18 protein-coding genes and 2 pseudogenes are annotated in these 21,670 nt (G+C 56.3%); 10 read left to right on the top strand and 10 right to left on the bottom strand.

Going from position 1 to position 21,670, the window contains the following annotated elements; all coding sequences use genetic code 11:
* Window positions 1-86: 86 nt before the first annotated feature.
* Entirely contained in the window at window positions 87-2,537 is a 2,451-nt protein-coding gene (locus tag AC5S27_RS16505) for an ABC transporter permease (RefSeq protein WP_493935660.1), read from the top strand.
* Window positions 2,538-2,584: 47 nt separating this feature from the next.
* On the opposite strand, the gene AC5S27_RS16500 is transcribed toward AC5S27_RS16505, so the two are convergent.
* Both AC5S27_RS16500 and AC5S27_RS16495 read right to left on the bottom strand, forming a co-directional pair.
* Complete coding sequence (locus AC5S27_RS16500) at window positions 2,585-5,242, bottom strand: ABC transporter permease (RefSeq protein ID WP_493935659.1); 2,658 nt, start codon at window positions 5,240-5,242, stop codon at window positions 2,585-2,587.
* A complete protein-coding gene (locus AC5S27_RS16495) occupies window positions 5,239-5,583 on the bottom strand; it encodes a PadR family transcriptional regulator (protein ID WP_493935658.1) in 345 nt (114 codons plus the stop codon). The genes AC5S27_RS16500 and AC5S27_RS16495 overlap by 4 nt, the downstream gene beginning before the upstream one ends.
* Window positions 5,584-5,773: 190 nt before the next feature.
* Between AC5S27_RS16495 and AC5S27_RS16490 the strand changes: the two genes are divergently transcribed.
* On the top strand, window positions 5,774-6,304 hold the full coding sequence (locus tag AC5S27_RS16490; RefSeq protein ID WP_493935657.1) for a DUF1003 domain-containing protein: 531 nt from the start codon (window positions 5,774-5,776) through the stop codon (window positions 6,302-6,304).
* Window positions 6,305-6,371: 67 nt separating this feature from the next.
* Here AC5S27_RS16490 and AC5S27_RS16485 read toward each other — a convergent pair whose 3' ends face one another.
* Both AC5S27_RS16485 and AC5S27_RS16480 read right to left on the bottom strand, forming a co-directional pair.
* The gene (locus AC5S27_RS16485; protein ID WP_493935656.1) at window positions 6,372-7,025 is read right to left on the bottom strand and encodes an alpha/beta hydrolase; all 654 of its coding nucleotides are present in this window, start codon (window positions 7,023-7,025) and stop codon (window positions 6,372-6,374) included.
* Window positions 7,022-7,984 (bottom strand): ring-cleaving dioxygenase, encoded by a 963-nt coding sequence (locus AC5S27_RS16480; RefSeq protein ID WP_493935655.1) that lies wholly within the window; start codon window positions 7,982-7,984, stop codon window positions 7,022-7,024. The genes AC5S27_RS16485 and AC5S27_RS16480 overlap by 4 nt, the downstream gene beginning before the upstream one ends.
* Before the next feature lie 61 nt (window positions 7,985-8,045).
* Here AC5S27_RS16480 and AC5S27_RS16475 point away from each other — a divergent pair, with 61 nt between their 5' ends.
* The 3 genes from AC5S27_RS16475 to AC5S27_RS16465 all read left to right on the top strand — a co-directional run bounded on the left by AC5S27_RS16475 (window position 8,046) and on the right by AC5S27_RS16465 (window position 9,779).
* Window positions 8,046-8,507, top strand: coding sequence for a hypothetical protein (locus AC5S27_RS16475; RefSeq protein WP_493935654.1), 462 nt, complete (start codon window positions 8,046-8,048; stop codon window positions 8,505-8,507).
* A gap of 88 nt (window positions 8,508-8,595) precedes the next feature.
* Entirely contained in the window at window positions 8,596-9,078 is a 483-nt protein-coding gene (locus AC5S27_RS16470) for a MarR family winged helix-turn-helix transcriptional regulator (protein WP_493935653.1), read from the top strand.
* Entirely contained in the window at window positions 9,075-9,779 is a 705-nt protein-coding gene (locus tag AC5S27_RS16465; RefSeq protein ID WP_493935652.1) for a pirin family protein, read from the top strand. Before AC5S27_RS16470 ends, AC5S27_RS16465 begins: the two co-directional genes overlap by 4 nt.
* A gap of 159 nt (window positions 9,780-9,938) precedes the next feature.
* On the opposite strand, the gene AC5S27_RS16460 is transcribed toward AC5S27_RS16465, so the two are convergent.
* From AC5S27_RS16460 to AC5S27_RS16445, 4 genes are all read right to left on the bottom strand, one after another.
* On the bottom strand, window positions 9,939-10,844 hold the full coding sequence (locus AC5S27_RS16460) for an alpha/beta fold hydrolase (RefSeq protein ID WP_493935651.1): 906 nt from the start codon (window positions 10,842-10,844) through the stop codon (window positions 9,939-9,941).
* Window positions 10,828-12,228: an NAD(P)/FAD-dependent oxidoreductase gene (locus tag AC5S27_RS16455; protein WP_493935650.1), complete on the bottom strand. Its 1,401-nt coding sequence runs from the start codon at window positions 12,226-12,228 to the stop codon at window positions 10,828-10,830. The genes AC5S27_RS16460 and AC5S27_RS16455 overlap by 17 nt, the downstream gene beginning before the upstream one ends.
* A 144-nt stretch (window positions 12,229-12,372) precedes the next feature.
* Window positions 12,373-13,446, bottom strand: a complete 1,074-nt coding sequence (locus AC5S27_RS16450) for a sulfite exporter TauE/SafE family protein (protein ID WP_493935649.1) — start codon at window positions 13,444-13,446, stop codon at window positions 12,373-12,375.
* A 461-nt stretch (window positions 13,447-13,907) separates the two neighbouring features.
* Window positions 13,908-14,489 (bottom strand): beta-class carbonic anhydrase, encoded by a 582-nt coding sequence (locus AC5S27_RS16445; RefSeq protein WP_493935648.1) that lies wholly within the window; start codon window positions 14,487-14,489, stop codon window positions 13,908-13,910.
* A 134-nt stretch (window positions 14,490-14,623) separates the two neighbouring features.
* On the opposite strand from AC5S27_RS16445, the gene AC5S27_RS16440 reads away from it, so the two are divergent.
* Window positions 14,624-14,893 (top strand): DUF6644 family protein, encoded by a 270-nt coding sequence (locus tag AC5S27_RS16440; RefSeq protein WP_493935647.1) that lies wholly within the window; start codon window positions 14,624-14,626, stop codon window positions 14,891-14,893.
* Between the two features lie 180 nt (window positions 14,894-15,073).
* On the opposite strand, the gene AC5S27_RS16435 is transcribed toward AC5S27_RS16440, so the two are convergent.
* On the bottom strand, window positions 15,074-16,072 hold the full coding sequence (locus AC5S27_RS16435; protein ID WP_493935646.1) for an aldo/keto reductase: 999 nt from the start codon (window positions 16,070-16,072) through the stop codon (window positions 15,074-15,076).
* A gap of 174 nt (window positions 16,073-16,246) precedes the next feature.
* On the opposite strand from AC5S27_RS16435, the gene AC5S27_RS16430 reads away from it, so the two are divergent.
* Together AC5S27_RS16430 and AC5S27_RS16425 are read left to right on the top strand one after the other, a co-directional pair.
* Window positions 16,247-17,128 (top strand): DUF305 domain-containing protein, encoded by an 882-nt coding sequence (locus AC5S27_RS16430; protein ID WP_493935645.1) that lies wholly within the window; start codon window positions 16,247-16,249, stop codon window positions 17,126-17,128.
* Window positions 17,125-19,155, top strand: a complete 2,031-nt coding sequence (locus AC5S27_RS16425) for an LVIVD repeat-containing protein (protein ID WP_493935644.1) — start codon at window positions 17,125-17,127, stop codon at window positions 19,153-19,155. Before AC5S27_RS16430 ends, AC5S27_RS16425 begins: the two co-directional genes overlap by 4 nt.
* 163 nt (window positions 19,156-19,318) lie before the next feature.
* On the opposite strand, the pseudogene AC5S27_RS16420 reads toward AC5S27_RS16425, so the two are convergent.
* Window positions 19,319-19,567, bottom strand: a pseudogene (locus AC5S27_RS16420) (PQQ-dependent sugar dehydrogenase); the annotation flags it as partial.
* A gap of 174 nt (window positions 19,568-19,741) precedes the next feature.
* On the opposite strand from AC5S27_RS16420, the gene AC5S27_RS16415 reads away from it, so the two are divergent.
* Window positions 19,742-20,776, top strand: a complete 1,035-nt coding sequence (locus AC5S27_RS16415) for a uroporphyrinogen decarboxylase family protein (RefSeq protein WP_493935643.1) — start codon at window positions 19,742-19,744, stop codon at window positions 20,774-20,776.
* A gap of 219 nt (window positions 20,777-20,995) precedes the next feature.
* Window positions 20,996-21,556 (top strand): annotated as a pseudogene (locus AC5S27_RS16410) (LamG-like jellyroll fold domain-containing protein); the annotation flags it as partial.
* Window positions 21,557-21,670: the final 114 nt, after the last annotated feature.

Below are 21,670 nucleotides of genomic sequence, written 5' to 3'. Positions count from 1 at the left end.
GCTCCACACATATTGTTGAACTCGTTGGTATATCAGGGAACAATTAAGTTATAGAGGCCGTACATCCCATCATCAGGGAGTGCTCTATGTCCATTTTCCAGCAGGACCTTGCCTATACTGTTCGGCGCCTCACGCGTGCGCCTGGATTTGCCATCGCAGTGATTGTCTCAATCGCGCTTGGGATTGCGGCCAACGCCACTATCTTTTCGATGGTGAGCCGGTTCGTCCTGAAGCCTGCGCCGGTCGGCGATCCTTCCACGCTGCTGGCGCTGCAGACACTGCATGATGGAGACCGGTGCTGCAACAACTTTCCGCAGCCGGTCTTTGAAGATGTGCGCGATCAGACGAAGTCTTTCAGTGGAGTGTCTGCCTATGACGAGCTTATACCGGCTTCGATTGGTGGTCATGGTGAACCGGAGCGCGTTTGGGGACAAGCGACGTCGGCGAACTTCTTCAGCGTTTTGCAGATTCCGATGGCGGCGGGGAGAGGCTTTCTTCGCGAAGAGGAGAATCAGCAGAGCATTGTTCTCGGCTATCGCCTGTGGCAGCGGCGCTTTGCCGGCGACCCTGCCGTTGTGGGTAAGGCCATCACAGTCTCAGGGCGTCCTTACACTGTGGTAGGTATCGCGCCTGCGGAGTTTCGAGGGCTGGATCTTATTCTCGATTCAGAATTCTGGGTTCCGCTCGGAAATGCAACGTCTCTCGCTCCGAATCTCGATCATGTTACTTCTCGCGATATGCACTGGTTGCGGGTGGTCGCGCGTCTTAAGCCCGGAGTGAATCAGGTCCAGGCAGACGCTGAACTGGATGCACTCGCGAAGCGTCTCGCACAAGCCTATCCGGCTACGGACAAGGGCAATGGCTTCGTGTCCGACCTTGCCGGCTCATTGCCAAGGAGTATGCGGAGTCAGATCCTGCTTTTCCTCGGTGTGCTCTCGATCGTTGTGCTGCTCGTTCTTTGCATCGCCTGTGCTAATGTGGCCAACCTTGTGCTGTCGCGTACCGCGAGCCGCCAACGTGAGATTGCTGTAAGGCTAGCGCTCGGGGCGACGCGTGCACGCATCATTCGACAGATGATTCTGGAGTCCGTAATCCTTGCTCTCTGTGGCGGCCTGCTCGGGATGCTGATCTCTCTCTGGGCGACGCAGGGGTTCGCGCTGTTCCATTTCCCCGCGCCCGTTCCGATCAATCTTTCTCTGAAAATCGATTGGCGCGTCATCGCTTATGTCTTTGGACTGAGTGTGGGAGCGGGCCTTGTCTTCGGATTCATTCCGGCGTGGGCGGCTTCTCATCCGAAGATAGCGAACGCGCTCAAGGGAGAAGATGTACTCGCGCGGCCGGGCCGCAAGGTGACACTGCGAAGCATGCTTATCGTAGGCCAGATCGCGATGTGTCTCGTGCTTCTGACTGCCACGGGCCTCTTCCTCAGGAGCCTGCAGGAGGCTGCCAACATTGACATTGGCTTCCGGACAAACGGCATCGTGAGCGCTCAGGTTGACCCCCGCGTGAACGGTTATACCGCCGAGCGCACTGTGCAGTTCCTCACGCAACTGCGGCAGAACATTGCTGCGCAGCCGGGCGTTCTCTCGGCCGTTGTCACGGATAGTGTGCCGCTCAATGGAGGCAATCGAAGCGATGGTTTCCGCGCACAGATCAAGCCGAAATCCAGCGCGGTCGAACCCTCTGATCCAGAGCCCATCGTCGATATGTTCATGGCTACTCCTGGCTACTTTGAAGCGATGGGCATACCTCGGATCGCAGGGCGCGACTTCGGTCACGAGTCGCCAACTGGTCCTAAGGTCGCTATCGTCAATCAACTCTTTGTGGACAAGATCTTTGGCAGGGAAAACCCGATCGGTCAAAACGTCGTTGACGGGGATGTGACGTATCAAATCATCGGTGTCGTTGGAAACATCAAGTCGCGTACTCTTGGCGAGGAGCCGCGCGCGGTCCTGTTTCGCTCGCTCGATCAGGCTGTGGCTGGAGACCCTGCTTTCATGGGTTATACGGTGATGGTGCGTTCCGCGGGCAGTCCTGCGGACATCGTCACGATGACGCGCAACCAGATCCGCGCTCTCGATCCAGCGATTGCGATTTATAACGTTGAGACCATGCAGCAGCACCTTCGTGATGCATTCTTTTTTCCCCGTCTTGCTGCCATTCTGTTCGGAGCTTTCGGTACGATTGGCCTGGTGCTGGCGGCAGTTGGGCTTTATGGAGTGATGAGTTATTCCGTCAGCCGCAGGACGCGTGAGATCGGCATCCGTATGGCTCTTGGAGCGCAGGCAGCAGCCGTTCAGAGGCTCTTCATCCGCCAGGGAATGGTGCTCACTGTGATAGCGGCTGCAATCGGACTGCCGGCCTCATTTGCGCTTGCGAGGCTCTTCGGCAGTGTTCTCTACGGAGTGCATTCGAATGATCCGGCAACGTTTGCCGTTGTGCCGCTCTTACTTGTGGCGATTGCTCTGACGGCATGCTGGATTCCAGCGCGGCGTGCGGCACGCGTAGATCCGCAGATTGTTCTGCGCTGTGAATAGTGAAGAGGTGATGTGGCCCTTACGGAAAAGGCCCACATCACCTCGAACTATTCAGCGCGCAGAGCGTCAATTGGATTGACCGAAGCTGCGCGATGAGCTGGAATATAGCTCGCGACGAGTGCGGAGATTCCGAGCACTGCGGCAACGGAAGCGAGCGTAGGAACGTCCCACGCGGCAGTGCCGAAGAGCAACTTGCGCATCAGCGTTGCTGCACCTACGGAACATGCCAGGCCGAGGCCAATCCCCAGAAGAGCAAGCTTTCCAGCCTCGCGCATCACGAGACTCTGGACTGAGCCTCGTTGCGCACCGAGCGCCATACGCACGCCAATCTCACGCGTACGCTGGCTGACTGAATAGGCAATTACGCCATAGAGGCCGACTACACCGAGCAGTAGGGCGAGCACTGCGAATCCGCTCACCAGCCATGCAGAAGCGCGATGGAGATAGGCGGTGGGCCCTTGCGAGATACGATCTTCTAACGTAATTGGGTCAACGGTGCCGAGGTCCGGATCGATCCCATGAACGGTGCTCACAAGGGCTGGCAGGATTGACCCTTCCGATTGTCTTGTTCGGACCATGAGAGCGAAGTAATTATCTTCATTCTGGTAGATGGGATAGTAGACCGCAGGCCATATCTCTGAGTCCAATGGGCCCTCCTTGATATCATCCACGACGCCAACGATCTCCTTGATGCTGTTGGGGTCAAGTGCGCCGTTCCCAAAGTGCTGACCGATTGGGTCTTGATTCGGGAAGTACATTTTCGCCAGTGTCTGATTGATGATGGCCACCTTCGGCTTTGTTCCATCTTCCGCATCGGTGAATAGGCGACCGCGAAGCAGCTTCGCTTTTAGCATTGGCAGATAGCCGGAACTGACGTCCCGATCATTCACTTCATTGTGCTCTCCGTTATACGGGCGGCCGACGAAACGGATCCAATCGGTGTTTCCATTGAAGCTGACCGGAGGCACACTGGCCATGCCCACGGAATCGACTCCGGGCAAGGCGGCGACGCGTGCCAGGATCTGCCGCTGTACGCGAATATTGTCCTCGTCCTTCGGATATTGGATATTTGGAATCACCACGCCGACCATCGCTAGATGATCGGGCTGGAAGTGAACATCGACGTGTAGCAGTTGGTAGAAGCTCTTGCCAAGCAGGCCAGCGCCGACGAGCAGTACGACGGCGATTGTAAGCTCCAGCACGACAAGATTCGCGCCAAATTTCCGCCATAGCGTGCCTGCGCTTCCCCGGCTGCCGTCGGCCAGGCCATCGCGCATTCCTCGCAAGGGTAAACGCAACAGCGGTGTGAGCGCGAAAAGAATCAGTGAAGCGAGAGCGATGATGGCACAGAACAGAAGAACATGCGCATTGAGTCGAAGTCCTTTGAGGAAGGGTAGCCGCGATATCATGAAAACAGGGATCGATGCAGTCAAGCCCCGCATGGCAAGATATGCAAGCGATAGGCCCAGAGCAGAACTGAATCCAACCAGCAACAAACCTTCTGTGAGAAACTGGCGCATCAACCGCGTGCGGGAAGCGCCCAGCGCTCCACGTACGGCGATCTCTTTTCTGCGGCTTTCCGAACGCACCAGGAGCAGACTTGCGACATTGACGCACGCAATCATGAGGAGCAGTCCCGCACCGGCAAGTAGAGTGAGCAGGATGGGGCGCACGTCGCCTACGATGATTTCCGACAAGGGATCGACGGCAGCGCCCTGACCGCGATTGTCGCCGGGATATTGCTTCTCAAGCTGCGCGGCGATTGACTGCATTTCAGCCAGCGCAGCTTGCATGGTCACTCCATCTTTGAGCCTGGCAACGCCCTCCAATCCGTGGCAACTGCGGCGTAGATCGCATTCGCCCTTCGCTTGATATGGCATGAAGAATTCCACTCCGCCGCGCGGTGCAAAATCGAAGTCTTCCTTCATTACGCCAATTATGGTGTAAGGGATGCCATTGATGATCGCCTTTTGGCCAATGATATCGGGTCTGGCATTGAACCACTTGTGCCATGCGTCATAGCTCAGTATGGTGATAGCCGCCGTGCCCGGCAGGTCTTCGCCCTTGCGGAAATCGCGGCCCAGCATTGGTGTGACACCCAGGGTTTGAAAGAATCCGTCGGTCACGCGGACGCCTGATATCGGCAATGCTCCCGACGGAGTATTCATCAGTCCTCCACCACCTCCGTAGATATCGAAGGAGCTGAACACGGTGTTCATGCGCTTCCAATCGAGATAATCAGGGTAGGAGAGGTTGGCGCGGCCCATGAGCTTGACACGTTCCGTCACAGACGCGAGTCGCGTCGGGTCGCGATAGGGTAAGGGCTTTAGCAGTGCGGCATCAACAAACGCAAACATGGCCACGCTTGCAGCGATGCCCAACGTGAGCATGATGGTGGCTGTCACGGCAAAACCTGGGCTTCGTCGCAACTGCCTGAATGCAAATTGCAGATCCTGCAACAAATCGCTCACCCATGGTAGCGTTGCTCGTTCGCGATAGATCTGTCGTGTCATTTCCACGCCTCCCAGCTTTTGAATTGCCTGCCGGCGCGCCTCTGCAGGGCTCATGCCTAGCCGCATGTTGTCGTCCATATGCATCTGCAAATGCGATTCAATCTCTTCTGAGAAAGATTGTTCGTGCAGGGTATCGCCGGGAATTGCGCGGAGGCGCAGGATGAGTGCTCGTAGTTGTCGGCCAAGATTCATGCTTCCTCCTTCGCGGGATTGAGAAACCGGTCAAGGATTGCGGTGGTCTGCTGCCAGTTACGTTCTTCCTTTTCCAATTGCTTGCGTCCCGCGCGCGTGAGCTTGTAGAACTTCGCCTTGCGATTGTTATCGGAGAGTCCCCATTCGGAGGCGATGGCGCCCTCCTGCTCGAGTTTGAGGAGCGCAGGGTAAAGCGTTCCGTAGTTCAGGCTGAGCTGATCGCCGCTCGTTTGCTCAATGCGCCGGGCAATGCCGTAGCCATGCAGCGGTCCCAATGCCTGGATTGTCTTTAGAATCATCAATGCCAGTGTGCCCTGCCAGATATCCGCGCGTTCTGCCATGTTTCACCTTTTGCCTGCTGTTCTATGGCCAAGCAATAGGAGTATTGCACTGGTACCTATTGGCAAGCAATAGGAAAATTACAACATTTGCGCGGACGACATGGATCTCAGCAATGTGCGAGATGGAGCGGCGGGCAAAAAGGAACTGTCCTATGATGAAAGGTAAGATTGGTGGAAGGAATCCCGAACGATGGCGAAAAACACTAGCCCCGCACGAAGACAGGCACATGTCCAGGAGCACATTGACCTGATTGCTCGCCATGAAGAAGAGTTTCTCGCCCAAAGGACTACAAGCGAACGCCTGGGTGACCGCATGGCTTCCCTGATCGGGAGTCTGGCATACATCGCAGCTCATGTCATCGTTGTCGCATTGTGGGTTCTTTGGAATACCGTGAAGATCGGTCCGCTTCCGCATTTCGATCCGGTTCCATTTCCACTGCTCGATGTCATTCTTTCACTTGAGGCAATTCTCGTAGCGAGCTTTATTTTGATGCGGCAGTCACGGATGAGTCGAAGGTCTGAGGAGCGCGATCAACTCATGCTGCAGATGCTGCTGCTCGCCGAGCGGGAGAGCACAGCGAGCCTCAACATGCAGCAGCAGATGGCCAAGCGGATGGGTTTACAAGGCATTGCGGAGGACGAAGAGATCACGCAGTTGAGTCAGCAGACTTCAGTCGATGAGGTAGCTTCCATCATCAAGCAAAGTCTGCCAAATGAATAAGTGACCAACGCTGTGAAACAACGTCAGATTTGGTCGGATTAATGATCTGCACGGCTATGGCATGACTTCAGCGTGCGAGCGCCTTGGCGAGCAGAGTGCGGCCGAGGGCGACCTCATCTGCCGTGATGGTGTGCGGCCGTCCCGGGTAACGCTTTGTCGTCACCGACGCGCCCATGGCACGCAACACATTCGCAGATTCCTCCACTCGCTGCCAGGGCACATGCGGGTCCGGATCGCCGCTGCTGAGCAGAGCAGGAGTGCCGGATAACTCTGCTCCAGTGGCTGCTTCGGTAAGTTGAAGGGAGCCCGGAGGCCCGATCAATCCACCCGTAAAGGCGATCAGGCCGCCGTAGCGCGCGGGGTGGCTGGCGACAAACTCCGTCGACAGACATGCTCCCTGAGAAAAGCCCGCGATGACGATGCGGCTGCGTTCGACTCCGGCCTGCTCAATCGAATTCACAACATCCTCAACCTTCGCCAGCGCCGAGCTCAAGTAGGGCTCATTCGCTTGGCGGGGTGAGAGGAAGGAAAGCGGGTACCATGTATGTCCTGCTGCCTGCGGTGCGAGATAGGCAATGCCGGGTAGATTGAACGCAGTGCTAAGCCCGAGGATGTCTTCGGCTGACGCTCCGCGCCCGTGCAGAAGCACAACCGCGAGCTCTGCTTCGCGTAACGGGACACCGGCGTGCAATACTGAACCGCTTCCATGTGGATTCATCATGACTGTACCTCGACATTTGCTTTGTGCAGCGTGACCGGTGGTAAGTGCTTCGTCATCACAGCGATGTTTTTCTCCATCCAATCCGGAACACATAGCTGCTCTCCCAACGACTCCAGAGGCTCATCGATCGCGAAGCCCGGAATATCCGTAGCTAACTCAAAGAGCACGCCGCCTGGCTCGCGGAAATAGATCGACCGGAAATAGTCGCGTTCCATCACCGGCGAAGAGTGCAGATATTGCCCGATCTTCGCAAGCCACAGCTTCTGATCCTCATAATCCGCAGAGCGGAAAGCGATGTGATGTACCGATCCCGCACCGGGACGACCTCGACTCGCCGTAGGGTCCAAAACGATATCCAGATGATTGCCCAAGGCATCTCCTTCTGCCGAGAAGCGCAGACGATTGCCCTCTTCCGCAACGAGTTGGAAGCCAAGCAGAGCCAGTGCAGACTCCGTTCCTTTCCGGTCCCGCTGAAGCATCGTCACGCCAAAGAAGCCGCGAATCGCATACTCTTTAGGCACATCGGAAAATCGCGGAGCCTTCAGTTCTGTCACTTCCGCATGTTCCACCAATTCGATGCCCATTCCATCTGGATCCTGAAATGACAGCACCGTCTCGCCCATGCGTGTGTCCTTGCTTTCGACACGAACGTTCGCTGTCGCCAGCCTCTGTTGCCAATACGCCACGGTGCCCGGCGGAATACTAAAAGCCGTGTGCGTCACTTCGCCAGCCCCCGCAGTGCCGCGGTTGGCATGTGGCCAGGGAAAGAATGTCAAAATGGTTCCAGGGGATCCGGCATCGTCTCCAAAGTAAAAGTGGTATGTGCCTGGATCGTCAAAGTTTACAGTCTTCTTAACGAAGCGCAGTCCGAGCACGCTTGTATAGAAGTCCAGGTTGCGTTGCGGGTTGCTGGCGATAGCGGTTACATGGTGTAACCCGACGATCGGTTTGGTTGGCATGGTGTACAACTCCTTCGCTATAATATGATTCGATATCGAAAGAAACGATTCAGGGGGCAACGTGCGAAACATCGTCGTGATCTTTCAGGCGGCCGGTCAGCACACGGAAGGGCTTGCCCTGGCGCTTGGCCTTGGAGCCGTACAAGCAGGGGCCAACATTCGGCTTCGTCACCTTGATCCTGCGCCCTCAGCGGAGCTGGCTCATGCCGGGTACGGTGTTCTGCGAGCCGACGACCTACGCTGGGCGGGAGGCATTGCGGTCATTCTGGAATCAGCCTTTCTTATTGCTATAGAGGGACTTGAAGCTTCACTCAGTGAACTGAAGGGTCTGGGAGAGGCCGCCGACAAATGGGCTTATCTTTTTCATGAAGATCCAGCTTCGGAATCACTTCTGCTGGTCCAGTCACTCCTGCTTGGCGCGGGTCTGCGGCTACTCGAAGACAGCGCTGACAGATCTGCGACTCTTGCATACATGACGAACACCGGTCAGCGCCTGGCCGAGCGCTCCGAAATCATTCCCTGAATCTACTTCGATAGCGAAGCATCTTATTCGTATGTCATCTCGCGCTCGTGTTCATTTCGGCGACCCAACAACCGGCCCCAAGCTTTGGGTGGTCCTGGCTCGCGCTCATGGCGCGCTCGCCGCCTATGTGGAAAGCTGCATCGTCAATGAAGGGCTCTGCCTGAGCGATTTCATGGTCCTTGAGGTGCTGCTGCATAAAGGCCCAATGACGATCTCCGAGATCGGTGAGAAAGTACTTCTCGCGAATGCATCCATGACTTCCGCCGTCGATCGATTAGAGCGAAAGTCATTTGTGGTTCGCCAGACGTCAGATGCTGACCGCCGCATCCGGATTATCGCACTGACCCGAAAGGGGGCCAGCTTCATCTCTGCTCTCTATGCGCGTCATGCCCGGGACATTGAGATGGTGACAAGAGCACTCACGGAAGACGAACAAGACCAGCTACGTTATCTGTTGAAGAAGCTGGGGAGGTCTGCTGTGGAGGCAGGGAACGCACGCGAGACTGATCCGGTCGGGATACCTGCTCTCGAGAGTTCAAAATCTGAGCAAAGAAAGTTGCCAGCCCAATGATTACGATTCGCAAGAGCGACGACCGAGGCCACGCCGACCACGGCTGGCTGAAATCACACCATACATTCTCCTTCGCCAATCACAGAGATCCAGCGCAAATGGGTTTCAGGTCACTGCGTGTGATCAACGACGACTGGGTTGCGCCCGGCAGGGGCTTCGGTGCACATGCACATCGCGACATGGAGATCCTCAGCTACGTACTCGAAGGCAAGCTGGCACACAAGGACAGCATGGGGCATACCGAGGTGCTTGGGCCCAACGAAATTCAGAAGATGTCTGCCGGCAGCGGTGTGATTCACAGCGAGTTCAATGGTTCTGATTCCGAGCCTGTCCACTTTCTACAAATATGGATCGAGCCGGCAACCCAAGGTGAGGCACCAGCTTATGAGCAGATCAAATTCGACCCTGAGGAGAAGCGGAATGCTTTCAAGATTCTTGCCTCTTCTGAGCCGGTAGAGGGTGCCGTGCGGATCAACCAGGATGCGCAAGTCGCCGTCGCGGAACTGACTCCTGAATCGCGACTTACCTATGACCTTGCTCCCGGCCGAGCGGCCTGGCTGCATGTTGTCGCTGGCAGTGCCGCGGTGAATGGGCAGATGCTTCACGAGGGGGATTCTGCCGCGGTGCAGGCTGAGGATACGATTGAAGTGATTGGCGCAAGTCCAGCCAACGCAGAAGTGCTTCTCTTTGATCTGGCATGATTCGAAAGAATGAGCAGTCGGAGTCGATCCACGGTGGCGGGAGTCTTGGCCTAAGCGGAATCTTTCGATCAGGTCTTTCGCATATTGCCTGCAACAAACGTGTGAGGCATTCCAAAGTACATAGAAGTTACATACAGATATGTTTGCCACAGAAAAGGTTCAAGCGAGAGTAGCAGCGACACTCGCGACTGCCCGGTCTTCTTCGAGGCGGTGCGGCTCAGCGACAAAAACGCGTGCCGGTGCCCTTCGCTGCCTGGGCTTTGTGGGCCTGATTGGTAACTCCAGTGGGACTCGATTGTCCGCAAAGAAAGTCTGCAAGAGCGCGGCGACGTCGCCTGGCCGTTCGATGGGGAGAAAGTGTCCCGCGTCGAGCGTGACGACACTTGAGTTCCGGATCAGCGAAGCTGCCCGTTCCGCAAACGCTGCCGGCAAGACGTCCCGCGAGCCGTGGAAGAGCAGCGCCGGCATCACCAGCTGGGTGAGTTTTCCTGGAATATCCCCGAGCATCTCCTCGGGCCTTCCCCAGCGCACCAGACGCATGAGTTGCCAGGCACCGGTTCGTCCTGAGAATCCCTCGTAAAACGCCTTGTATGCGGTGCCTTTCTTATCGCCTGCCAAAGCGCGGCGCATGGCTACTTTCCAGAAAACGAAATGCAGCAGCGGAGCGAGAATCTCCCCGACGACGGGTTTGCGCAATGGATTCAGCAGGAAGAACGGTTTGAGGTCGGGAAAAATGGCGGGGGATAGGAGCGCGAGGCAGCCCACATGCTTCTGGAATCGTGAGGCATATTCAACGGCAATGGCAGCGCCGGCATCATGCCCTACAACATGCCACTTCGTGATGCCGTGCTGAATTCTCAAGGACTCGATGCGCTCGGCCATGCGATGCAGATAGTCGGGACTATACGGAACGAATGGGGTCTTGCCCATGCCCGGAAGATCTACGGCGAAGCATCGAAAATCAGCCGAGAGTTGGCCGATGATCTCGTCCCAGAGCATGCGGTTGGTCGGCATGCCGTGGATGAAGAGGATCGCTTCGCCTTTGCCCTTATGAGTACAGTGCATGGCTGTGCTCCTTTCTCTCTTCGACGGGCTGAGGAGCAGGTAGTTCGCGTGGGACCGCCTGGTGCGGCTTGCTGGATCGCCGGTCAAACAAACGGCAGATTTGAAACAGGCACCATGCCGCGCCGCGAATCGCGAATAATGCGGAACAAAGCAGCAGCGTTCCAAAAAGCCGCTTGGGCCGCGTGCGAGTATAGATGAGATTGGTGAGCCAGGCGGGGATTGTGTAAGCTTCCGCGGTGCCGAACAGGCCCAGCCGCACGCGGATCGGTGACAGGTAGTAAAACTTCTCAATCAGGCTGTTGAAGTAGCGACCCATACCGTTCACCCGCAGGTTATAGGCCGCTCTCGCCAGTACTGGAATACTGTCGCGATTCTGATAGTTGCGGATCAGGTCGCTTCCCTCGGTAGCGTGCCGCAGAGCAGCGGTAACGCCGTTGCCGGTGATCGGGTCTGATTGGGAGGCAGCTTCGCCGACGATGAGCCAGTTGGGTCCGGAAACACCCTTGTAGGTGCGGCAAAGGAACGACGTGGACGCTACGCGTTCTGGAGGGGACTGTTGGAGGATCTCGTTCAGGCGCGTGAACTTCCCCATCTTTTTCGATAGGATGTCCACGTTACTCAGTCCTCGAGCACGTTCCAGCTTGACCTTGGAACCTGGCGCAATGTATCCGATGCTGCTGACGCCGGGGCTAATCGGAATTTCCCAGATCCACTCCATGTATTCGCCATCGCAGATGAGGGTGTAGAGGGTAGTTCCTTCCACCCAGGCGTCGGTCGGGAAATGAGCCCAGAGGGCAACCTTCCGCGGTCCATATACGGCTGACTGGAGGTTTAATTCGCGTCCCAACACGCTGGCCGCAGCACCGGATGCATCGACGGTCCATGAGGCGCGAATGCGCTGGCCGCCTGAAGTCTCCACGGACACGATTCGCCTGTCGTAGATCTCGAACCCGACAGCTCTTTCGTGCACAAACTCGACGTCTTTACTGCGGGCCGATTCCAGCATGAGCGCGTGAATCTGCTGGCGATCCAGATGGAGCGTGCGAACCTCGACGTTCCAAGGGCTTTTGGTCAGCCACGCGCCGGGAAGATATTCCTTTTGCGAGCCATCGGCTGAGGTGACGGTGATGTGGCGTTTGAACGTAGCGGCGCCTGACTGAACGAGGCGTTCCATGGTCAGGCCCATCTCTGAGAACAACGGCGGGGCTGACCAGTCGAGGGATTCACCGACAATGTTTTGGAAGGACGTTCGGGGTTCCAGGCAGATCACCCGCAATCCCCCAGAGGCGAGGTGGTTCGCTGCAGCCAGACCTGCCAGACCGCCGCCAATGACGACAACGTCCGTCTGGAGCACCGTTTTGTCGTCTCGACTCGTATCGACCATGGGCGATTGAATGGCCTAGCTACGCACCGAGGAAAGGGTGTAGACGGCCGCAGAAGCAAAACTACCGCAGCGCGATGGAGACGAGCATCCATCGAATGGTTGAGACGGGAGAAAACTATGGCGGTCCTGTCTGTTTTCGGAATTTCAGGTGAGACTAGCGCTCTCAATGACGTTCCGGGAAGGAAGGCTTTGCGGGCGATACCGCGTTGCGCGGCTCATTGCCCAGTCGATTGATCCGCAGATTACCAGCGTGGCAAGCGACACCCAAACAACCGAACCGGCCATTGGAACCAGGAGAATGGTGCTCAGGAACTCCAGTGCGATCAGAAAGAGCAGAAGGTAGACGATGGAATGCCGATTCATGTACGAACAGATCAGCGCTCCCAAGGGTGCACCCACCACGGCAACCGGCAGGGCTGCGAGCCAATACCCCATGACGGCCGGCGTGAAGTCTTTCAGCAGGAAGAGATGCAGGAGGAAGCCGGGGATGGTCACCATCGTCATGAGGATCACGGTGGTAGGCGTGACGATCTTTTCGCTGACCCGGAAGAGCAGCACCATCACCATGAAGACGACTGAGTTTTCACCGGTACCGACGAGGGCGCTCACCGCTCCTCCGATAAGCCCAGCGAGCATGAGGATATTCTTCTCCCTCGATCCGAAGATCGGCACCCTGTCGTTTCGCAGAACGCTCTTCTCCCGGTTCACGAGCAACAACGCCACTCCCATACTGCTGACGAGCACTGTGAACGAAGTGCGCACAAAGACCGGCGGAATGTGCGGCGCGAGGAAACAGGAACCGAGAATGACGCCGAGAATTCCTGGAATGCCTGCCCAGAGCAGCACGCGGCGCTCGATCGGGATACGAAGGTACAGAATGCTCAAAGTTGCTGCGCCCATTCCGATGCTCTGAATGGCCAGCGAGAAGTTGCGGGCGTCGCGTGGTGCAATGTGCAGAACCTTGGTGAAGATCGGAAACGCAATCGCACCCCCGCCCTCGCTGGTGCCGCCGCCGACCAGCGAGCCAAAGACCATGGTGAGCGCGACTTTCCAGTCCGCGATCAGATGCTGGATCGCAAACCGGCCTCCGAAGATCAGCCATGCCGCCCACACGAATAACGCGATCAATAGATTGAAGGCGAGCGCACGCCTGCGGGACCTCTGTTGATTTGGGACAGCGGTCGGTGCTGGCAATGGTTTGTAGAGGGGAGTCGACATGCGGCGTGGAGTCTCCGATAGGTGGCCAGGGCTGGATGAAACGAGTTCTCCATCTTCTCGTGCTGAGCGCTGTTGCACATCCGCCCAGGGTGGTAAAGTTTGCTCAATCGAAAGGCTGATTTGCGCCCGCAAACCTTATCCCGGAAGAATTGCTCGAAACCGGCTCAGAGATGAAGGGAATTCACTCGGGGGTTGCATCTCCTGCCAGAGGAATTCACTACAAAGACTGAGAAGCTCCTCGCCGATAGACCTAACCAGGTTGTAACAACCGCCGTGAATGGCCGGGCGAGTAGGCGCAGGCACCGCAGTCAGTGCGACGTTCATCCGCCCGGAGCGTCCCGGTGCGGGTTAACTTCAAAGGTCCGCCGGACCTGAAGCGTCCCGGCGGACTATTAAGATTTGTTCGTAAATAGCCAGACTCTTACACGAACATTACAGCGAAACTTCCGGCTACCCCTCCGCTAGCTTGCAGCACCAGCAGCGGCGGCGCCTTCCACCTCGATCAATCTTCCACTCCTGACATCGTAGACATAGCCGTAGATAGGAATTGATTTCGGCACAAGCGGATGGGTTCGAATCCGCAGCACGTCATCAATGACGGCCTGCTTCTGATCAGCGATGGTGAGCCACTCAATAAACTCGCCAGCCCGCGAACCTGGCCCGTGACCAACGTCTTTGAAACCCTCTTCCGTCAACGCCGCCGTCTCAAGGCTATTGTTCAACAGTCCGCGAATAACATCGTTGGTGAAGAACTCCATGCCGCAATCCGTATGATGGACGACGAAAAATTCCTTTGTCCCAAGCAACTTGTAACTGATCACCAGTGAGCGGATAGCGTCATCGCTCGCGCGCCCGCCGGCGTTACGAATCACATGGGCATCGCCTTCAGCTAGACCGGCGAACTTGGCAGGATCAAGACGTGCATCCATGCAGGTGAGTACCGTGAAGTGACGGGCGGGGGGAATAGTGAGCTTTGCCTTATCACCGAAGGTTTCGCTGTACTTCTGGTTTGCTGCCAGGACTTCATCGAGAATGATGCTCATACATGGCTCCTTTGTTTCGTTGGATTGTGCTCTTGCACGAACTGCTCATTCGGACGCTCCAGGCTGCACAACATGAATCGGTAGATCCCAATGATTGGTTGTCAGCTCCCATCGACGATTCTCTTCCTTCTTGAATGTCTCCTGATCAGGGAAGAGCTTCTTCGATTCTTTCCGGCATAGGCCTGCTGTCAGAAGAGGCGCTTAAATGCTATTTCAGTCCGGCGTTTCGATGGAAGATGGCGCTGCTTGCCGCTGCCATACTCTTCTACTTCACTCTTCATCGCCGTGCAGTGTTGCGGACTGGCAGCGAAGCCCCTGACTGGCTGTCACGTGTTGTCGCTATAGTCTCCATTTCGCTGTGGCTTGGCGTAGGCATTGCCGGGCGAGCAATCGGACTACTCTAACCCTTGCACCCAGCCCCAGCGCCGCAGCGAACCCTTTATGGCATTCATGGCAATTGAGGTAGCGTGTGCGGCTTTGAGGACTGAGCCCGAAACGTACGAATGTGGCTTCGAAAACGCGCCAGCCACATTCGATTGATTCACTAGTTCTGGAAGGCGTCATAGGTCAAGACCGCGACCATCTCAGCTAAAACCTACGACAGGATGCGGCACATACGGCTCTTCCAACGAGCGTATCTCCTCCTCTGTCAGCTTCACATCCAGCGCCGCGACTGCATCGGTCAGATGGTTTTGCTTTGTAGCGCCAACAATCGGTGACGTAATTCCCGGCTTACTCAGCAACCATGCCAGTCCAAGCGTAGCCATCTTAACTCCTCGTTTATCCGCGAGTTCACTGAGCCGGTCAACCACCTTCTTATCTGCTTCTTCGGTCTTCGTGTAAATGGCCTTGCTGAACTGGTCTGTCTCTGCCCGCTGCGTCGTCTCTGATCCCCACGGTCTCGCCAGCCTTCCACGGGCCAACGGACTCCATGGAATAACTCCGATACTCTCTGCCCGGCAGAGCCCAATCATCTCCCGCTCTTCTTCACGATAGATCAGGTTATAGTGGTTCTGCATTGAGACGAATCTTGTCCAACCATGCAGATCCGCCACGTACAGAGCCTTGGCGAACTGCCAGGAATACATCGAAGAAGCCCCGATGTATCGCGCCTTACCTGCCTTGACCACGTCGTGAAGGGCTTCCATCGTCTCCTCGATGGGGGTCTCGTAATCCCACCGATGAATCTGGTAGAGGTCGACGTAATCCGTGCCAAGCCGCCTCAAGCTCTGGTCAATCTCAAACATGATTTCTTTCCTCGACAACCCTTTGCCGTTCGGATCGTCGCGCATCACGCCATTCAGCTTGGTCGCGATCACCATGTTTTCGCGCTTGGCATTCGCTTTCAGGAATCGCCCGACGAACTCCTCGCTTGACCCGGTTGAGTAGACATTCGCCGTATCCCAGAAATTGATGCCCAGTTCAAGAGCCTGTTGGAAGAACGGCTGGCTCTGCTCTTCGTCCAACGCCCACGCATGGCTTCCGGGTCGCAGTGGACCAGCAGGCGGAACCCCATAGGACATGCATCCCAGGCAGATACGAGAGACCTTCAACCCGGTCTTTCCCAGATTTACGTATTCCATAACTATTCCTCCGAATCGCGTTGTGAGAAGACCTGCCTTACAGCCAATTGGTGTTGGACGTCCCGGCCGTCATGAAAGATTCACACCCTACCGCTCCCTTAGCAACCAGGCTTAGCAGTGAGGCTCGCTTGTTTTGATTGTCCTCCAATCGCCGACGTGTTTATATTCAGATAAATGCATTTCGGGCATAACCAAGGCCCGTATCGTCCTCTCCGCAACACGAATTCCGATCGCTACAGACCCGAACGCAAACAGATCAGTGGAAGTTCTCAGAAGGACTCTCCTCCACTGATTGATCGGCGAATTGTTTCTTGTGAATGCCCGCATCTCGGCATGATGTTGGAGGAGCGTTTGTCTCATAAGTGGCCCGCAATTCGTTTCGGTGCACGGCTCACCGTCATCCTCTGCTCTGTGGCTGCTTGGTCGCAGCAGCCCCCACCTGTACCTCAGGTAGCTCCGGCAATCGTTCAACCGGGTGCTCCCGGCAGCGGCAACAAGACTCTTTCCAAAGAGGCCGCCACAGCTGGCGAAGTGCCACGGCCGCCCTCCAAGGCTGATGTCGACTTTATGCAGGGTATGATCATGCACCATAACCAGGCGGTCGAAATGACCGAGATGCTTAAGTCGCGTACCAAGGACCCCGCGGTTATGGAACTCGGCAAGAAGATCGATGTCTCCCAGAGCGACGAGATGCGGTGGATGAAACAATGGCTTACTGACCGTGGCTTTCCTTTGTCGTCCGGTTCCATGGGTGGCATGGACATGAAGGACATGAAGGACGGGAAAGGTATGGACATGAGCATGCCTATGATGCCAGGCATGCTCACAGCTGCCCAGATGGAAGCACTGGGAAAGGCAAGCGGCCCAGAGTTCGACCACCTCTTTCTTACCGGAATGATTCAGCATCACACGGGAGCTCTGCAGATGGTGAAAGACCTGTTCGCCAATCCTGGAGCAGGCCAGGATCCACAGTTGTTCGATTTTGCAAGCGACGTCGACAACACACAACAGGCTGAGATTGACATCATGCGTCACATGTTGAAGGAGAGACAATGAACTCGAGTTTTGTCCCGCGCTCCGCTCGCATTATTTTCGCTCTATTTGTCATTCCGTTAGTGGCCGCCACCTTCTGCGCTGCCCAGGCTACATCTCAACAGTCGCCGCCATCTCCCGCAGTCAAGACTCCGCCAAAGCCGCCCACGGTCTACGTTAATGCACGCGCCGGTTCGGATGATCCTCGCGTTGGGCTCAAAGGCGGCCTTTATGACGCCGCCACCGCCATCTCCGGCATGCAATTGGTCATGACCACTCCCAAGCCTGCCGGCTTTGCGCCTGATTTAGATTCCATCAAGGCTGTTGATGCCACGCCTCCTCCACCTCCGGTCGACCCTGACGCTCCTCGTCAGCCGAATGCCCCGCGACCCACCGGCCCGCGCGCCAATTACGGCGGAACGAACTCCGATCTTGCCTTCAATGCAAAGTACCTGTTTAACGGCAACTACAGCGGCGTCAATATCTACGACATCTCGGACCCAACCCATATGTCGCTGGTTACATCGATGGTTTGTCCGGGAGGCCAGGGCGATGTCTCGGTTTATAAGAACCTCCTGTTCATGTCCGTCGAAGCCGCCAATGGACGGATGGATTGCGGTACGCAGGGCTTTCCCAGTGCCAGTCCCGAGCCACAGCCACCAACTCCCACAGGCGACGCTGCTGCCGATGCCGCAGCCATGAGGGCCTTCCGGATGCGTCAGCCTCCGCCCAGTCCGGACCGCGTCAAGGGAGTTCGGATCTTCGATATCTCCGATATCCATAACCCCAAGCAGGTGGCTGACGTCCAGACCTGCCGCGGCTCCCACACCCACACCCTTGTCGTCGATCCCAATGACAAGGACAATGTCTACATCTATGTCTCCGGCTCTGCGGGTGTACGTCCGTCCGCTGAGCTCGGCGGATGCTCCGGTGCCGATCCTGACAAGGATCCCAATACAGCGCTCTTTACCATCGTGATCATCAAGGTTCCGGTCGCACATCCTGAGCTGGCCAAAGTCATCGCCAGCCCGCGCATCTTTTCCGATCCTGAAACTGGCAAGATGGATGCCCTATGGAAAGGCGGCAACCACGGCGATGGTACACAGACCACCTCAGCCACTCGCGGATGCCACGACATTACTGCGTACTCATGGCTCGGCATGGCTGGCGGCGCCTGCTCCGGAAACGGCATCCTGATCGATATCAAGGATCCAGCACATCCCAAGCGCTTGGATGCCGTTACAGATCCCAACTATGCGTTCTGGCATTCGGCCAATTTTTCCAACGACGGTAAGACCGTTCTCTTCACGGATGAATGGGGTGGTGGTGGCCAGCCGCGCTGCCGCGTCTCCGATCCCATGGCCTGGGGCGCTGACGCTATCTTCTCCATCACGGCGGATAAAAAGCTGAAGCTGGATGCCTACTACAAAATGCCCGCGCCACAGACCGATAAGGAGAATTGTGTTGCACACAACGGTTCGATGATCCCGGTCCCTGGACGCGACATTGAAGTCCAATCTTGGTATCAAGGGGGCGTTTCCATCGTGGATTACACAGATCCGACGCATCCCTTTGAGATCGGATACTTCGATCGTGGCCCGGTCGACGATAGCCGTCCTGCGATGGGCGGTCAGTGGTCCACCTACTACTACAACGGCTACATCTACGGTTCAGAGATTGCCCGCGGAACGGATGTTCTGAAACTCGTCCCAACGAAGGATCTCACACAGAATGAAATCGACGCCGCCGCGCAGATCTACCTTCCCGAATTGAATGTTCAGAATCAGCCTCACATCGACTACCCGCTAACGTTCATAACCGCGAAAGCCTATCTCGACCAGCTCGCCCGCGGCACCAGCCTCTCCGCAAGCAAGGTCGCGGCGATCAAGGCAGACATCGACGCGAAGAATACCAAAAAGCTCCACGCAGATGCCAAGGTAGCTGAAAAAGCCGCCGCCAAAGCCACGACAACCGCGGACGGCGAACGCCTGCGTGCATTGTCGAAGATTCTCGTGAGTGACGGTGCGGGCACTGTCAAGACAGGCGAGTGATCGGACAAAGCGCCGTTCATCTAAGTTCGTATAAGTCGTTGGCACGAGCGCGGCCGCAGTTGATGCGACCGCGTTAGTCCCCATCGTGCTGTGCTGCAAGAGGATTGCTTGTTCTCCGCATGCCTAAGTGCTCATCAGGCGATGCTGCGACTGATCAGGCCCGCTACTTTCCTGTGTATGTGACGTGCCAGACGGAGCGTGAACCATCATCGGTCACGAACAGGCTGCCGTCTTTTGCTACGGCAACCCCCACTGGGCGCCCCCACACCTGACCGTCTTTGGTCACAAAGCCAGTCAGGAAGTCTTCATAGCTGCCGTCGGCGTGACCGTCGTGCATTGGAATGTGGATGACCTCGTAGCCGGCGCGGTTGGCCCGGTTCCAGGAGCCGTGTTCCGCAGCAAAGGCGTCGCCGTTATCGCAGGCGGTCTGGTAGCATCGTAAGCTATCTTCGGCCCAAATTCGAGAGACCATTCAATTGTCAGATCGAAGGAAGATTTCTCTGTGTCGTGTGGATCAATGTCATTCCAGGCTTCTATCAATCGATTGGCTATACTTAGCTCCGAACGCTTATGAAGGAAAACACAAATGAATCGTCGTGATTTTGTATCCGCAGCTGCAGCCTCCGCAGGCCTTGCTTTCGCAACATCAGGTTTCGGGAAGACGAAAGGCTCCTCTGCCTTGACTCACAAGGAGCGTGTTGACCGTGCCTTGCGCGGACAAGATCTTGACCGCCCGCCGTTTACTTTCTATTACCATTACAAGAGGCCAACAGCACAACTGGAGGCGCAGGATCATCTGGCTTTCCACCGGACTTATCGTACTGACATCGTCAAGGTGATGAACGATTTCGACTATCCGCAGTCGACCACGGGCAAGTGGTACGAGCTGAAGCCATTGGATTCGCCTTACCCCAATCAACTGGCGACGTTGAAGCTGGTTCGCGATGGGCTCAAGGGGGACGCTTACTTTCTCGACACAATCTATGGTCCATATATGACTGCGATGATCCTCTTCCAATCACAGCCGCAGTTTGCAAGCCTGGGAAAGTCGGAGGAAGTACAGGATGAACAGATCAAGCGTCTTCATGAATTTCAACAGAGCAACCCCGATGGCTGGCACGATGCTCTGGAGGCGATCACCCAGTCAACGATTAATCACATCCGGCACGCCAAGGAGATTGGAGCATCTGGCTCTCTGGTCAGCATCTTTAACGCAGAAAGTAAATTCGGCACGGTTGCTGACTATGAGCGGTTCACGCGTCCCTATGACAAGCGCGTTTTTGAAGCTCTCTCCGATACGAAGCTCACCGTTCTCCATTTGCATTATCTTGAGAGGCCGTTCTTGAGTCAGTTCAAGGATTTCAACGCGCCGGTCCTTCAGTACTCAGTGAAGTCCAGCGGCATCGCCATATCTGAGTTTCGGAAGGAATACGCACAGCCGATCCTTGGAGGAGTCGATGAGTTTGATTTCCAAAAACTAACGGTCGCGGAGATGCGAAAGCAGTGGACCGATGCAAGGGATCAGGCTGGGGCTAAGTACATCGCCGCCCCAGGTTGCTCTGTTCCCAACGGCTCAACTCCGGAAGAGTTGGCACGCTTTCCTCAGTCACTTGGAGTCTAGTTGAGGCGTCGATGCAAAGGCTTGAGGTGTGGCCATCTCCTCTTGAGTCGTGCTACGGCAAGAATGATTTTCAAGAAGCGGGTTAATCCTCTACGGTTATGCTCGCCCCCAAGACCGTTCGTTCCGCAGCGGTAAGCGAGAGACCGCTTGCGTTAGAGTGAAGTGTCGCAGCTCTATCTATGCGCCATGGCATCCCGGTACTCGCTATACTGAAGCTCTGTGAAACCCAACGATCAAGCATCGAAATGTCGAGAGATTCGTCAGGTTCGTACGAACCGTTTGAAGTGGACTGATCGCCATAGAGCGAAGTTGCTGCTCTTTACAAGCATCTTGCTTTCCGCGGCCGGAAGCGCTCAGCAACCTGCGCCCATCACGGTTCCAACATTACATCTGCCAGAGCCTGTTTCACCCCTGCAGCATTACGGACCTTACAACGCCCACATCCTTGCCGGAGGGCTCGGTCTGACAAAATCTCTGCCTGCAAACGATCCGATACTTGAGACCAGAGCACCCTGGACGCTATCCACATGGGTAGAATTCGCACCAGTCTCTCCGAACTCCGCCTTGATCGCAGGAGTTGGCGATCCGACGAACAAAAGCTTTCGCTTCTTTGCGCTTCTGGATGGAAAGCCCGCTTTGCTACTGGGGGGCTCTGAAAGGCTAATATCCGGTCAGATAATTGCCGCAAAGGGCTGGCATTTTTTGGCGGGGAGTTCGGATCGTAGTACGGTTCATTTCTATGTCGATGGAGTGGAGGTTGCGCAGCTTGGCTTATCCGACGAGCCGCCAGCACATCCACAGATATCTCCCCTGCTGGCAATGGCTCCAGTCGAGCCCAGTTGTGCGAAGCTGCCGTGCCCCCACTTCGGGGGGCGCATCGCGGGCTTCACGCTT

Source organism: Acidicapsa borealis (assembly GCF_059115245.1).
This window is presented reverse-complemented; position numbering and strand designations above follow the sequence as displayed.

Excerpts from the sequence above, each read along its gene's own strand:
- AC5S27_RS16505 (WP_493935660.1), top strand. The coding sequence starts at position 87 with ATGTCCATTTTCCAGCAGGACCTTGCCTATACTGTTCGGCGCCTCACG.
- AC5S27_RS16500 (WP_493935659.1), bottom strand. The coding sequence starts at position 5,242 with ATGAATCTTGGCCGACAACTACGAGCACTCATCCTGCGCCTCCGCGCA.
- AC5S27_RS16495 (WP_493935658.1), bottom strand. The coding sequence starts at position 5,583 with ATGGCAGAACGCGCGGATATCTGGCAGGGCACACTGGCATTGATGATT.
- AC5S27_RS16490 (WP_493935657.1), top strand. The coding sequence starts at position 5,774 with ATGGCGAAAAACACTAGCCCCGCACGAAGACAGGCACATGTCCAGGAG.
- AC5S27_RS16485 (WP_493935656.1), bottom strand. The coding sequence starts at position 7,025 with ATGATGAATCCACATGGAAGCGGTTCAGTATTGCACGCCGGTGTCCCG.
- AC5S27_RS16480 (WP_493935655.1), bottom strand. The coding sequence starts at position 7,984 with ATGCCAACCAAACCGATCGTCGGGTTACACCATGTAACCGCTATCGCC.
- AC5S27_RS16465 (WP_493935652.1), top strand. The coding sequence starts at position 9,075 with ATGATTACGATTCGCAAGAGCGACGACCGAGGCCACGCCGACCACGGC.
- AC5S27_RS16460 (WP_493935651.1), bottom strand. The coding sequence starts at position 10,844 with ATGCACTGTACTCATAAGGGCAAAGGCGAAGCGATCCTCTTCATCCAC.
- AC5S27_RS16455 (WP_493935650.1), bottom strand. The coding sequence starts at position 12,228 with ATGGTCGATACGAGTCGAGACGACAAAACGGTGCTCCAGACGGACGTT.
- AC5S27_RS16450 (WP_493935649.1), bottom strand. The coding sequence starts at position 13,446 with ATGTCGACTCCCCTCTACAAACCATTGCCAGCACCGACCGCTGTCCCA.
- AC5S27_RS16445 (WP_493935648.1), bottom strand. The coding sequence starts at position 14,489 with ATGAGCATCATTCTCGATGAAGTCCTGGCAGCAAACCAGAAGTACAGC.
- AC5S27_RS16440 (WP_493935647.1), top strand. The coding sequence starts at position 14,624 with ATGTCTCCTGATCAGGGAAGAGCTTCTTCGATTCTTTCCGGCATAGGC.
- AC5S27_RS16435 (WP_493935646.1), bottom strand. The coding sequence starts at position 16,072 with ATGGAATACGTAAATCTGGGAAAGACCGGGTTGAAGGTCTCTCGTATC.
- AC5S27_RS16430 (WP_493935645.1), top strand. The coding sequence starts at position 16,247 with ATGCATTTCGGGCATAACCAAGGCCCGTATCGTCCTCTCCGCAACACG.
- AC5S27_RS16425 (WP_493935644.1), top strand. The coding sequence starts at position 17,125 with ATGAACTCGAGTTTTGTCCCGCGCTCCGCTCGCATTATTTTCGCTCTA.
- AC5S27_RS16415 (WP_493935643.1), top strand. The coding sequence starts at position 19,742 with ATGAATCGTCGTGATTTTGTATCCGCAGCTGCAGCCTCCGCAGGCCTT.